This window comes from Corallococcus sp. CA041A (assembly GCF_003612075.1).
GTDB lineage: Bacteria > Myxococcota > Myxococcia > Myxococcales > Myxococcaceae > Corallococcus > Corallococcus exiguus.
The window spans coordinates 1-12,338 of record NZ_RAWF01000018.1; the positions used below are offsets into that span (position 1 = coordinate 1).

Annotated in this window: 12 protein-coding genes; 7 read left to right on the forward strand and 5 right to left on the reverse strand. The window is 68.4% G+C overall.

Annotated elements, in window-relative coordinates; translation table 11 throughout:
* Positions 1-267 precede the first annotated feature (267 nt).
* On the reverse strand, positions 268-1,800 hold the full coding sequence (locus D7V77_RS05600; RefSeq protein WP_233596709.1) for a hypothetical protein: 1,533 nt from the start codon (positions 1,798-1,800) through the stop codon (positions 268-270).
* A gap of 224 nt (positions 1,801-2,024) precedes the next feature.
* On the opposite strand from D7V77_RS05600, the gene D7V77_RS05605 reads away from it, so the two are divergent.
* A complete protein-coding gene (locus D7V77_RS05605) occupies positions 2,025-3,251 on the forward strand; it encodes an imelysin family protein (protein WP_120575233.1) in 1,227 nt (408 codons plus the stop codon).
* Complete coding sequence (locus D7V77_RS05610; protein ID WP_120575234.1) at positions 3,244-4,677, forward strand: HTTM domain-containing protein; 1,434 nt, start codon at positions 3,244-3,246, stop codon at positions 4,675-4,677. The genes D7V77_RS05605 and D7V77_RS05610 overlap by 8 nt, the downstream gene beginning before the upstream one ends.
* Before the next feature lie 9 nt (positions 4,678-4,686).
* Here D7V77_RS05610 and D7V77_RS05615 read toward each other — a convergent pair whose 3' ends face one another.
* Positions 4,687-5,103: an EamA family transporter gene (locus D7V77_RS05615; protein WP_120575235.1), complete on the reverse strand. Its 417-nt coding sequence runs from the start codon at positions 5,101-5,103 to the stop codon at positions 4,687-4,689.
* 128 nt (positions 5,104-5,231) lie between these two features.
* The gene (locus tag D7V77_RS05620; protein WP_120575236.1) at positions 5,232-7,226 is read right to left on the reverse strand and encodes a S8 family serine peptidase; all 1,995 of its coding nucleotides are present in this window, start codon (positions 7,224-7,226) and stop codon (positions 5,232-5,234) included.
* Between the two features lie 149 nt (positions 7,227-7,375).
* Here D7V77_RS05620 and D7V77_RS05625 point away from each other — a divergent pair, with 149 nt between their 5' ends.
* The 5 genes from D7V77_RS05625 (at position 7,376) to D7V77_RS05645 (ending at position 11,474) form a co-directional block, all read left to right on the forward strand.
* Positions 7,376-7,795, forward strand: coding sequence for a MarR family transcriptional regulator (locus D7V77_RS05625; RefSeq protein ID WP_126933768.1), 420 nt, complete (start codon positions 7,376-7,378; stop codon positions 7,793-7,795).
* 59 nt (positions 7,796-7,854) lie between these two features.
* Complete coding sequence (locus D7V77_RS05630; protein WP_126933769.1) at positions 7,855-8,238, forward strand: hypothetical protein; 384 nt, start codon at positions 7,855-7,857, stop codon at positions 8,236-8,238.
* A gap of 68 nt (positions 8,239-8,306) precedes the next feature.
* Positions 8,307-8,915, forward strand: a complete 609-nt coding sequence (locus D7V77_RS05635) for a TetR/AcrR family transcriptional regulator (RefSeq protein WP_158624340.1) — start codon at positions 8,307-8,309, stop codon at positions 8,913-8,915.
* Positions 8,912-9,757, forward strand: a complete 846-nt coding sequence (locus tag D7V77_RS05640) for an alpha/beta fold hydrolase (protein ID WP_120575240.1) — start codon at positions 8,912-8,914, stop codon at positions 9,755-9,757. Before D7V77_RS05635 ends, D7V77_RS05640 begins: the two co-directional genes overlap by 4 nt.
* 37 nt (positions 9,758-9,794) lie before the next feature.
* Positions 9,795-11,474 carry a hypothetical protein gene (locus D7V77_RS05645; protein WP_120575241.1) on the forward strand — a complete coding sequence of 560 codons (1,680 nt, stop codon included), beginning with the start codon at positions 9,795-9,797 and terminating at the stop codon, positions 11,472-11,474.
* 30 nt (positions 11,475-11,504) lie between these two features.
* Here the strand turns inward: D7V77_RS05645 and D7V77_RS05650 are convergent, their stop codons facing one another.
* On the reverse strand, positions 11,505-11,900 hold the full coding sequence (locus D7V77_RS05650; RefSeq protein ID WP_120575242.1) for an SRPBCC family protein: 396 nt from the start codon (positions 11,898-11,900) through the stop codon (positions 11,505-11,507).
* A gap of 63 nt (positions 11,901-11,963) precedes the next feature.
* Entirely contained in the window at positions 11,964-12,323 is a 360-nt protein-coding gene (locus tag D7V77_RS05655; RefSeq protein WP_120575243.1) for a VOC family protein, read from the reverse strand.
* Between the last annotated feature and the right edge of the window lie 15 nt (positions 12,324-12,338).

The following is a 12,338-nucleotide window of genomic DNA, read 5'->3' on the forward strand; positions in this document are numbered from 1 at the left end:
GCAGGGGGCTCGGACGCGGCCGGCGGAGGTGCCAGCGGAGCCTCGGCCGGAGCCCGCGGAGACTCTGGTGGGGGCGGCGGCGTCTGGGCCGGGGCCGACGAGGAGACAACGAAGGAAACGACGGCGACTGCCCAGGTCGGTGCACCCATGAGGACGAAGACTCCCGGAGGAACGTGCGAAGAGGTGCGGCGGTCGACCATGCCAGCGGGGGAGTGGAACCTCCCCGCCGGCCCGGAAGACCGCCGCCGACCGCGACTGCGTGAACGCCTACTCCTGCGCCTCGGCGGCGCCCGCGATGACGATCTTCCCGTCGGCCTGCACGGCGATGGCGCGAGCGGCCTCGTCCAGCTTGCCGGCGATGACGTTCACCGTGACGATGCCACCCGTGCCGAAGGTGGTGTCGCGCGTGCCGTCCAGGTTGAAGCGCGCGACGGCGAAGCGGTTGTCACCGCCCTCGGTGACGAAGCCCGCCGCGTACACCTTGTTGTCCGGGCCGAACGTCACGCCCCAGAAGCGGTCGTTCTCCGTCTCGGAGAAGGGCACCGCGCCCACGAACTCCGTGCCCGTCGTCATGTTGCGGATGAGCAGGATGGCGTCGTCGTCCTGGCTGCCACCGGCGCGGTAGCCCGCGGCGGCCACGTACTCCTCGTCCCCCACGTCCTTCTTCTCCACGTCGAAGAAGGCCTCGTCCGGACGGTCGAAGGAGTAGAGCTTGTAGCCCTCGGTGAAGCCGTCCACCGTGGCCGGCTGGCCGTCCGCCGTCAGCACCACCGCCAGGGCATCGATGTTGCCGGCGGTCCGGGTGCCGCTGCCCACCATGAACACGCGGTCGTCCTTCAGCGCCACCGCGTCACGGCCGCGGTCGTTGTCGCCGGTCAGGTCGAGGATGAACGCGCCGTTCGTACCGAACGTGGTGTCCAGCGCGCCCGTCGCGGTGTAGCGGAACGAGATGAGGTCCACCGTGGTGCGAGCCACGCCCGCCGCCCGGCCGTAGCCGGTGGTGACGTAGGAGCCATTGGACAGGCGCACCGCGGCGTAGGCCTCGGACAGCCCCCACTCCTTGGTCGGGTCGTTCGTGGCGAACGGCGCCGAGTTCACCACGCCCTTGGAGCCGAAGGTGTTGTCCACCGTGCCCGCCTCATCCAGGCGCAGCATCACGATGCGGTTGGCGGACTGCGCGCCCACGCCCGTGGGCTGCGACAGGTAGCCGGCGGACATGATCTTCCCGTCCGGCTGCACCAGACCGTGGCGGGCGGAGTCACCCAGGCCGCCGATGTCCAGCGCGTAGAAGCCCTTGCGCTCTTTCGTCGCCGTGGGGTTCGCGTTGAAGGTCTCGTCCAGCGCACCATTGGTGGTGATGCGGGCGACCACGCGGTCGGTGTCCGTGCGCGTGCCTTCCGCCTTCTTGGTGGCGAACACCACCAGCCGGTCCTGCGCGTCGCGGCTGACGCTCCACATGGCGTCGCGCACCGTGCCGGCGCCCGTGCCCAGGCTCACGCGCGAGATGCCGTTCGAGGCGTAGCTGGTGTCCACAGAGCCATTGGTGTTCAGCCGCACGAACGCCAGGTCCGTGTCCGGCGTGACCGTGCCGGCGTCCGTGCCCGCGTCGGTGTTCGTGCCCGCGTCGGTGTTGGTACCCGCGTCGGTGTTGGTGCCCGCGTCCGTGTTGGTGCCCGCGTCCGGCGTCGGGGTGGGCTCTTCGTCGTCACCGCACCCACCCATGTAGGTCGCGGTCAGGCCCAGAACCAGCATGCTGGGCAGCAGCTTCGTGATGCTCCGGTGCTTCCTCTGATTAGTCATTTTCGACCCTCGGGTAGGGGATGAGTGAAATATGAGAGGGATTCTCATTTTGGCTGGCCGTAAATGAGAGACGTCTCATTTGTGGTGGCGAATCTGAGAACGATTCTCATTTTCATACGCGTTTCGGGGCGGTGAGTAGACTGCGAGTCCTTCGAAGTCAAGACGACATCCCGGTTTCGATAATAATTGTCATTCGCAACTTGGGTTTGATACTCGCGGATCCCATGACTGTCTTCAAAGCCCGTCCTGATGCGCCCTCCCGGCTGGGAGTGAGGGCCCTGGCATTCACCGCGGTGCTGTGTGTGGCGTGCAGCGACAACAAGCCCAAGCCGGTGGAGCCTGGCCCCGGGGACGGCGGCACGGACGTGCGCGCGCAGCTGCTGAGCGCCGCGGGCGAGTGCATCCTGGGGACGGCGCGGGAGTTCCTGCCCAAGGCCACGGCGCTCCAGACCGCGACGGCGGCGTTGCGGGACGCGCCGGACGCGGCGGCGCGGACGGCGGCGCGCACGGCGTTCCACGAGGCGATGGACGTCTGGCAGGTGATGGAGCCCATGCAGGTGGGGCCCGCGGCGCCGCGCAGCAGCCCGGGCGGCGCGGAGATCCGCGACAACATCCACTCGTTCCCGCTCTACAACCGGTGCTCCATCGAGGAGCAGCTCGTGTCCAAGGGCTACGAGTCGGCCAGCTTCTCCTCCAGCCTGGTGACGCGGCGCGGGTTCCTGGCGCTGGAGTACCTGCTCTTCTACGAGGGCGCGGAGACGGCGTGTGGGCCCAACTCCGTCATCGTGGCGCAGGGGACGTGGGCGGCGCTGTCCGCGGACGAGCGGGCGGCGCGCAAGCGGGCCTACGCGGCGGTGGTGGCGGCGGACGTGCACAAGCACGCGCAGGCGCTGGTGACCGCGTGGGCGCCGGAGGGCGGCAACTTCCTGAAGACGCTGGCGACGGCGGGCTCCGGCAACGCGGTGTTCCCCTCGACGCAGGTGGCGCTCAACGCGATGAGCGACGCGCTCTTCTACGTGGAGCGCGAGGGCAAGGACCAGAAGCTGGCGCGGCCGCTGGCGCTGCGCGACTGCTCGTCGTCCATCTGCCCGGAGCTCTTGGAGTCGCAGTTCGCGGGCCGCTCGAAACAGAACCTGCGGCAGAACCTGGTGGGCTTCCGCCGCCTCATGGACGGCTGCGGCCCGGACTTCACGGGCCCGGGCTTCGACGACGTGCTGGCGGCGGTGGGCGCGGAAGGCGTGGCCACGCGGATGCGCCAGGAGGTGGTGGAGGCCGACGCGGCGCTGGTCGCGGTGGAAGAAGCAGACCTCGCTCAGGCGCTGGTGCAGGACAAGCCGTCGGTGATGACGGTCTACAACGACTTCAAGGGCATCACGGACACGCTCAAGACGGACTTCATCACCACGCTGGACCTGGAGCCGCCCGCGGGCCTCGAGGGAGATAATGACTGACGTGGCTGTCGGCGGGAGCAGGCCGCTGGCACGGGAGTGGGCGTGGCTGCTGGCGCCCCGGGACATCGCCGCGCTGGCGGCGTTCCGGGTGGCGCTGGGGCTGCTCATCACCGTATCGGCAGTGCGCTTCCTGGCCTACGGCTGGGTGGGCGTGTTGTTCGCGCAGCCCCGCTTCCGCTTCACCTATTGGGGGTTCGGCTGGGTGCCGGTCCTCCCGGGTGACTGGATGCCCGCGCTCTTCATGGTGATGGGCGTGCTGGGCGCGCTGTTGATGGTGGGGTTGTTCTACCGGGTGACGGTGGTGCTGCTGTTCGGGGTGTTCGCCTACGTGCAGTTGCTCGACGTGACGAACTACCTCAACCACTACTACCTGGTGAGCCTGCTGCTGGGGCTGATGTGCTTCGTGCCCGCGCACCGGGCCTTCTCCGTGGACGCGTGGCGCAAGCCGGCGCTGCGGCGGGACTGGCTGCCGGCGTGGTGCACGGTGCTGCTGCGCTTCCAGGTGTCCGTCGTCTACGTGTTCGCGGGGCTGGCGAAGGTCACCACGGACTGGCTGGTGCACGCGCAGCCTCTGAACATCTGGCTGGCCGCCCGCACGGGGCTGCCGTGGGTGGGGCCGCTCCTGGAACAGCGCTGGATGGCGTACGCGGCGGCCTGGGGCGGGATGCTGTTCGACACCACCATCGTGCTGTTCCTCATGTGGCGCCGCACGCGGCCGTTCGCGTACGTCGTGGTGCTGGGCTTCCACGCGGTGACGTTCGTGCTGTTCCCCATCGGGATGTTCCCCTTCATCATGGTGACGGCGGCGCTGGTGTTCTTCGACCCGTCGTGGCCGCGCGTGCTCGCGGCCCGGGTGCGGCGCCTTCCTTTGGCCGTGCGTCCTTCCGGGGTGGGCGAAGGCGCGACCCTGGTGGTGCCGGGTTGGAAGGGCCGCCTGGCGCTGGGAGCGGCGTTGACCTACGCGGTCCTCCAGGTGGCGCTGCCGCTGCGCACGCACGCGTATGGCGGCAACGTGCTCTGGCACGAGCAGGGGATGCGCTTCTCGTGGCGGGTGATGACGCGGGAGAAGAACGGCAGCGCGACGTTCCTGGTGCGTGACAGCGTCACCGGCCGGGAGTGGCACGTTCCGCCCAGCCAGTACCTCACGCGGTTGCAGGAGCGGGAGATGGCGGTGCAGCCGGACCTCATCCTGCAACTGGCCCACAGGATTGCCCGGGACTTCGAGGCGAACACGCACCACCCCATGGAGGTCCGGGCCGACGTGCGGGTGTCCCTGAACGGCCGGATGTCGGAGCCGCTGGTGGATCCGCACGTGGACCTGGCGAAGGAGGAGGACAGCCTGGGACCCAAGGCGTGGATCCTCCCCGCGCCGGAAGGCCCCCCGGTGCACCTGCGCCCCTCGCGGCGAAGCGCCCCCGGTGCCTGAGGCTGGCCGTCAGCCCAGCGTCAACAGCGCGCCGCAGACCATCAGCCCCACGCCCACGACGAGCTTCCACGACATGGGCTCGCCCAGCAGGCCCCACGCCAGGACGAGCGTGAGGGCCAGGCTGAGCTTGTCGATGGGCGCCACGCGCGAGGCGGGAGCGAGCTGGAGCGCCCGGAAGTAGGCCAGCCACGACAGGCCCGTGGCCACGCCGGAGAGCGCGAGGAAGAGGAGCGTGCGGCGGCTGAGGGTGGGAAGGGCGGCGCCTTCTCCCCGGGCCAGCGCGATGGTCCAGGCGAAGACGAGCACCACCACGGTGCGCAGGGCGGTGGCGAGCGTGGAAGGCACGCCCTCCACCCCCACCTTCCCAAGAATGGCGGTCAGCGCGGCGAAACCCGCGGAAGCCAGAGCGTAGATCCACCACGTCATGTGCGTGACTCCCAGGGCGGTCGCATGGCCCTGACACCGAACGTCCGCCGGCACCTGACACCGAAAAGAGAAGCCCAGCAACCCGGTGGGGTTGCTGGGCCTCTGGACATCGACTTCCCGCTGGCGGACTACCGGACGACGGTCAGCGCCGTGTCATCGATGAAGAAGCTCGTCTGCAGCGACGAGTCCTCCGTGCCGTTGAAGTAGATGCGGACGGTCTGGCCCTTGTACGCGTCCAGGCTGAACGTCCGCTGAACGTAGGCCGTGCCCTTGTCCAGGTTGCTGTACGTGGCCAGCGTCGCCAGCACCGTGCCCGCGCTGTTGCGGACCTGGACGGCCAGCTTGTCGTAGGCCGTGGTGGTCGTCGTCTCCGCCGTGGTGATGCGCGCCCAGAAGGTGAACGTGGCGCTGCACGCCGTGGCGGGGATGGTGACGTCCTGGTAGGCGAACTCGGTACGCGTGCTGCCGTAGCCGTTCATGTAGGCCTTGTACGTGCCCGTGCGCGGCGCGCTGCCGGACGTGGTGCCGTCGATGACGCCGGACGAGGTGGTCCAGCCCGTGTTGCCGCTCTCGAAGCCCGCGTTGGCGAGGAGTTGCTCGGTGATGGAGCAGCTGCCCGTGCCGTTGTTCACCGTCACGGACACCGTGGCGGACGTGCCCACGTTGTTCGCCGCGTCATACGCCTTCGTGGTCAGCGCGTAGGTGCCGTTGGCCACCGTCGCCGTGTTCCACGAGAAGCTGTACGGCGAGGCCGTCGCCGTGCCCAGCAGCGTGGTGCCCGCGAAGAACTCCACGCGAGACACGCCCACGTTGTCGGTGGCGCTGGCGCTCAGGCTCGCGGTGCCGCTCAGCGTGGCGCCGCCCGCGGGCGAGGTGATGGACGTGGTGGGCGGGGTGGTGTCGCTGCCGCCGCCGCCGGTGATGAAGAGCGTGTACAGCAGCTTGTTGGGCGAGCCGGTCCCCGGGCTGGTGACCTTGTTCGGCGTGGAGTTGTTCACCAGCGCGTCGCGCACCTGCGCGGGCGTCGCGGTGGGGTTCGCGCTCAGGTAGAGCGCCGCGGCGCCAGCCACGTGCGGCGACGCCATGGACGTGCCGCTCATGGACGTGCTGGACGAGTTGCCGGAGTTGGACGCCGAGGTGATGCTCGAGCCCGGCGCGAAGATGTCCACGCACGTCCCGTAGTTGGAGAACGACGAGCGGGCGTCCGTGCTGGTGGTGGAGCCCACGGTGATGGCGTTGGGCGTACGGGCCGGCGAGTAGTTGCAGGCGTTGGCGCTGTCGTTGCCGGCGGCGACCACCGTGGTGACGCCCGCGGCGATCAGCCGCTCCGTCGCATCATCGATGGCCTGGATGCCGACATCGCCCAGGCTCATGTTGGCGACCGCCGGCTTGACGTGGTTGGCCGCCACCCAGTCGATACCGCCGATGACCTGCGCGTCGTTGCCGTAGCCCGTGCAGTCCAGCACGCGCACGCCGTGGAGGGTGACCTTCTTCGCCACGCCCCAGGTCGTGCCGCCCACCGTGCCCGACACGTGCGTGCCGTGGCCATGGCAGTCGGAGGGGTCGCTGTCGTTGTCGATGAAGTCGTAGCCGTTGCCGATGCGGCCGGTGAACTCGGTGTGGGTCTGCCGGATGCCGGTGTCGATGACGTACGCGTGCACGCCGGTGCCGTCGACGTTGTACGTGTAGGAGCTGTTGCGCGGCAGGTCCCGCTGGTCGATGCGGTCGATGCCCCAGGTCGCGCCGGTCTGCGTCGCGGACACGTGGATGAGGCCGTTCTCCTGCACGTACGCCACGCGCGGGTCGGACAGGAGGCGGCGGGCCTCGGCCTCGCTCATGTTCGCCAGGAAGCCGTGGATGGAGTGCTCATAGGTCCGCAGCACGCGGCCGCTGGTGAGGGACACCATCTCCCGGGCGATGTTCGCCGCTCCCTGCTGCCGGACCTCCTGCGTCGAATCGCGCAGGACCACGATGTACTCGTTCGGGATGGCCCGCTCGCGGCGGATCATCTGAGCCGTCTGACCGATCTGCTCGCTGTCGGACTCCGGGCCCTCCGGCATCGGGCCGCACGCCGCGGCCAGAAGGGAGATGGCGCTCACCGCCTGGGTCAGTTTCAGTTTCATTCGGCCTCTCAGGGAACGTGCGGGCACCGGGACGGAAGCCCTCGCACAAGCAGTGAAATTATATTTTCGTGAATAAGCGGTCAATCCCGTGGTGCCCCGCATGGGAGCACAAGCTGACACACTGTCATCCGGACGGAGGTGGATGAACGGTGGCTGCATCGAAGTCGATGGTGGGATTGACCGCGGGGCTCCTGGTGGGTGGGCACAAGGCGGCCAGGCTGTTGGAGGCCGAGCTGGAAGCCACCGGTCTCAGCGCCGGTGAAGCGGTCCTGCTGTCCGTGCTGGCGTCTGGCGCCATGACGATGACCGGTGTCATGTCCGCGCTGCACATCGGCGCGTCCACGGCGACCAGCCTGGTGTCGCGGTTGGAGAAGCACGGCTACGTGCGGCGCTCCCGCAACCCCGAGGATGGACGCTCCCTGCTGGTCGCGATCACCGACGCAGGAGCTGTTCAGTGCGAGGCGGCGGAGGAGGCCTTCACGAAGGTCGACGCGAAACTCGTGGAAGCGGGCCGTGACGCTGTCCGGGGACACACCGCGCTGATGAAGCGGCTCTCTGGCCTCCCCTGAATCTTTCGCCTACTACGAAATCGTAGTACGTTTTCGTAGTAGATGGAGGAGGCATGGCCATGGATGACGACGTGTTTCTTGAAGGATTCTCACGGGGGGAGCTGAGCGGGTTCGCCCATCTCGACCATGTGCGGGTGGTCTACCTCTACACGCTCAGGGCGGGGCGTGATGCGGCCGTCGAGCTCACCCGCGCGGGTCTGCGGGCGCTGACGGGCCGACTCGGAGTTCCGGAGAAGTACCACGAGACCATGACGGTCGCGTGGGTCCAGCTCGTCAGTGCGCGGGCGGCGGCGGGGCCAGGGCGCGACTTCACGGCGTTCGTCAATGACAACCCACGATTCCAGCGCAAGGACCTCCTCGAGGACTACTACTCCCGAGAGGTCCTCTTCGGCGCCGAGGCGCGGACCCGGTTCGTCGAGCCGGACCTGATGCCCCTGGCGTAGGTGGGTGGGGCGGCGTGCCTGCCTGAAGTTCTTTACATTGAGCGAACGTTCACTCAATGATTCGGGGCATGCCTCGTACGGCTGACGCCAATGCAGTCCTCCGGGAGAAGACGCGGGAGCGCGTGCTCCAGGCCGCGGTGCGGCTCTTCTCCCGTCACGGCTTCGACGGGAGCAGTGTCCGCGCGCTCGCGCAGGAGGCGGACATCGCCGTGGGGCTGCTCTATTCGCACTTCGAGTCGAAGGAGGCGGTGCTCGCGGCGCTGATGCAGTCGTCGATGCTGGACGTCGCGCACACGCTGGAGGCCGCGGACCGCGAACCCTCCGCGCGGGGTTTCGTCACGGTCCTGCTCACGTCCGCCGTGGAGATGATGGACGCGCACCGGGACCTCTGGCGGCTGAGCCATGGCCTGCGCCACCAGCCGGAGGTGTTGGCGCGGCTGAAGCTGCCGCTGGAGCACTTCCTGGGTGCCACGCACCAGCGGTTGTCGCAGGCATTGGCGGCGCGCGGGGTGCCCGAGTCTGGCATTGAAGCGCGGGTGCTCTTCGCCATGGTGGAAGGCATTTCCCAACAGTACTTGCAGCATGAAGGCGGCTACCCCGCCGCCGAGGTGATTCGTGCCGCGGCCCGAAGGTGGCCCGCGACTCCCTCACGCAAGCGAAAGGCAGACAGCACATGAAGCGGCTGAAGGTCCCAGGCGGTGAGATGGCGTGGCATGAGGAAGGGCAGGGCACGCCGGTGGTGCTGGTGCACGGGACGCCGTCGTCCTCGCGTGAGTGGAGGGACGTGGCCCGGCGTCTCTCTCCGTCGTACCGCGTGCTCGCGCCTGAGCACCTGGGTTTCGGTGACAGCGAAAGGCCCGGGGACTGGCGCACGTATTCACTGCCCTGGCATGTGGAGAACCTGCGCGCGTGGTTCGACCAGATGTCCCTGGGGCCGTTCCACCTGGTGGTGCATGACTTCGGGGGGCCCATCGCGCTGCCGCTCGCCATCGCTGCGCCGGAGCGGGTGCTGAGCCTCACCGTGGTGCAGAGCTGGTTGTGGGACTTGAAGGGCCCCAACGTGGACAACGCGCTGATGCGGTGGCTCTACCTGTCCTGGAACTTCTCCGCGCGGACGCTGGTGAAGATGTCCTGGGGGCGCCGCACGAAGCTGACGCGGGAGTTGCACCAGTCCTTCCTGTCGCAGTTCCCGGACCGGGCGTCCCGGATGGGCACCTGGGGCTTCGCGCGCTCCATCTCCCATGAAGGCCCGTGGATGGACGAACAGGGGCCGGGCCTGGGCCGGCTCGCGGACATTCCGGCGCTGGTCGTCTGGGGCAAGGCGGACAAGCTCGTGAAGCCCGAGCACCTGTCGCGGTGGAAGCAGGCGCTGCCCCGGGCACGGGTGCTGGAGCTGGAGGACGTGGGCCACTTCCCGCAACTCGAAGCGCCTGACGCGGTGGGTGCCGCGCTCATGGAGCAACTGGCCCGTGTGGGTCAGCCCCGCTCCATTGACTCTATGTCGCCAGCGCCCGTTTGATTCTCGACGTTCGCTGCTGCTCCCCAGGAGTCACCCCGTGCCTCATCCCAATGCCCAGACGGCCCTGGACATGCTGGAGTACTGCCGCTTCGCCTACAAGGCGTACGCCCAGGGCTGTGTCTACCCGATGGATCCGTTCTACGAGTCCCACGGGGCTGGGATGTGGCAGGGCGCGAGGGACCGGGTCCTGGCGCAGGTGCACAGGCTGCTCGGCAGCGAAGCGGACAGCCACAAGTTCGACCCCATCGAATACGACCTGAGGACTCCGCCGAACCCCCATAACGGGGTCGTGTACCGGGGCGGCACGGGAGACGCTCCGTACATCCTGTTCCAACCCCGGGACCTGGACCGCTCCATCTCCTTCTCGAAGGGCGTGGACCTGGAAGGGGAGGACATCACCATCAAGGTCCCGGACCTCTTCGGGCAGAGGACGCTGCTGGGCCTGGAGCACTCCGGTGCGACCGGTACGAAGCGGTGCTGCTACTTCCAGGGCAAGACGGGGATGACGCAGACGCACCCGAAGGCCGGCTGGGCCAGCTGGATGGGCGCCGCCATCTACGACCCCGACCTCGAGCGGCTGACGGTGGTCTTTCGCGGCAGCCGGAGCGGGAGCGGCGGACGCGCGCTGGGGCAGGCGCTGGTCAGCAGCGCGGGGAGCCCGGACTGGGTCACCGACATGAATCACCTGAAGGAGGTGAAGGTCGGCCGGTTCAGCAACGCGAAGCTGTCCGCCGGCTTCTGGTACGCCTACGAGAGCTGTCAGGAGTCCCTGGCGGCGGCCTGCCTGGAGGCGATGCACGGCCGTGTTCCCCGGGAGATCATCTTCACCGGCCACAGCCTGGGCGGCGCGCTCGCGCAGTGCGCGTATCTGGACCTGGCGGGCGGCGAGCTCCTGGAGAAGGTCTACGCGAAGATAAAGAGCCGGGTGAGCGTCTGCTGCTACGCCATCTCCGCGCCGCCCGTCGTGCTGGGGGAGTCGTCGAAGGAGAAGCTGGAGCTGCACATCGGCGGGCCCGCGCAGGTGTTCCACCACTTCTCGCCGTACGACGCCGTGCACAACAGCAAGAAGGTGAAGACCTCCGGGGTGACGGCCCTGAACTCGGTCGTGGGCGTGTTCACGCATCCGCTCACGTCACCGGTCCACCTGGGCGAGGAGATTCCCCTGAAGGATTGCACACTGTCCTTCCCGGACGCGCATGAGCCCGAGGAGGTGCGCAAGGGGCTCGTCGGGCTCATCCGGAAGGAGAGCAGGATGGGGCTGCCCGCGGATCTGGGCTTCTGGCCCACGTTCTCCTTCAACCCCACCGGCACGTGGGGAGCGTCGGTGCGGCCGGGTGGGGATTGGGCCGCGGATGCGCTCGCGGAGCATCTGAAGGTCGCGCTCGTCACCAGTGTCTCGGAGTCGCGGGCGCGGGTGCGCGCGCAGCTCTGGGCGGACGTGGTCAAGGGCAGCGGGAAGAAGAAAGGCGACTACGAGGTCGTGGACGACACGGATGGGGCCTCGTTCGACGCCTTCGCTGATGCGTGTGGCCTGGTGGCGGAGTTGAGCAATCCCTTCACGGACAACCGCTCACAGAACAAGACGCAGCTGCGGGCCCTGCGCAACGAGATGATCAAGTCCTACCAGGGGGCCTCGGGCCACAAGGCCTCCTCCAGTGTCTACTTCGTCATGCTTCAGTACCTGACCGCCGCGCAGTACGGGCTCGACATCGTCTGACTCGGGAGCCGGACCTGCCGGGCGGCTGTTCTACGCGCCTCCGTCCAGTGCCTTCTTCATCGCGACCAGGCCTTCGTCGATCATCGGTCCGACGATGGCGCTCGCCTCGTGAGGAAGGAAATCGGCGGTCCAGACGACCCGGCTCCCCGTGCCCTCCGCGTGGACCTGGACCGCTCCGTTGTAGTGGGTCATCGGTCCGCCTTCCGCGCCCCAGACGAGACGCCGTCCCTCGTCATCGACCGTCACGATGGGCTCCCTGACCACCATCCCGTTGCCGAAGGTGACCACGCGGCCTCCTGGCTCAAGACGTGTGTCGACAACGAAGCCAGGAACCAGTCGCGTGTGAAGCGCGCCAATGTCGCGGATTGCATCCCATACCCACTCGGGCGTGGCGCTCGTCGTGATGTCCTTGCGAATTGAAGCCATGGTGTGTGTGCTCGTGTTGTGTTGGCGCCAGGGTTGAATGCGTGTGCATGCGGCTGGAGGCTTCTACGTGAGGCAAACGGCCTCGACGTTGTTCCCATCCGGGTCGATGAGGAACGCGGCGTAGTAGTTGTCCGCGTAGTCCGCGCGAATGCCCGGCGCGCCATGGTCGCTCCCGCCCGCCGTGATGCCCGCTGCGTGGAACCGGTCCACGGCGGCGCGCTCGCTGGCCCGGAAGGCGACATGTCCGGTGCTCCGGGCGTCGCTCGCGGGATAGAGCCACAGCGCTGGCTGACCCTTGGGGCCGAAGCCCGCGCTCGTCGCGTCCTGGTGGCAGAGCACGTAGCCCAGGGGGGCGAGCACCGACTGGTAGAACTGGATGCCGCGGGGGAGATCCTTCACACGTAGACCGATGTGGTCGAACACGAATGCCTCCTGAAG

What these genes read in the sequence shown, in the direction of transcription:
- D7V77_RS05600 (WP_233596709.1), bottom strand. Translation starts at nt 1,800, where the DNA reads ATGACTAATCAGAGGAAGCACCGGAGCATCACGAAGCTGCTGCCCAGC.
- D7V77_RS05605 (WP_120575233.1), top strand. Translation starts at nt 2,025, where the DNA reads ATGACTGTCTTCAAAGCCCGTCCTGATGCGCCCTCCCGGCTGGGAGTG.
- D7V77_RS05610 (WP_120575234.1), top strand. Translation starts at nt 3,244, where the DNA reads ATGACTGACGTGGCTGTCGGCGGGAGCAGGCCGCTGGCACGGGAGTGG.
- D7V77_RS05615 (WP_120575235.1), bottom strand. Translation starts at nt 5,103, where the DNA reads ATGACGTGGTGGATCTACGCTCTGGCTTCCGCGGGTTTCGCCGCGCTG.
- D7V77_RS05620 (WP_120575236.1), bottom strand. Translation starts at nt 7,226, where the DNA reads ATGAAACTGAAACTGACCCAGGCGGTGAGCGCCATCTCCCTTCTGGCC.
- D7V77_RS05630 (WP_126933769.1), top strand. Translation starts at nt 7,855, where the DNA reads ATGGATGACGACGTGTTTCTTGAAGGATTCTCACGGGGGGAGCTGAGC.
- D7V77_RS05635 (WP_158624340.1), top strand. Translation starts at nt 8,307, where the DNA reads ATGCCTCGTACGGCTGACGCCAATGCAGTCCTCCGGGAGAAGACGCGG.
- D7V77_RS05640 (WP_120575240.1), top strand. Translation starts at nt 8,912, where the DNA reads ATGAAGCGGCTGAAGGTCCCAGGCGGTGAGATGGCGTGGCATGAGGAA.
- D7V77_RS05650 (WP_120575242.1), bottom strand. Translation starts at nt 11,900, where the DNA reads ATGGCTTCAATTCGCAAGGACATCACGACGAGCGCCACGCCCGAGTGG.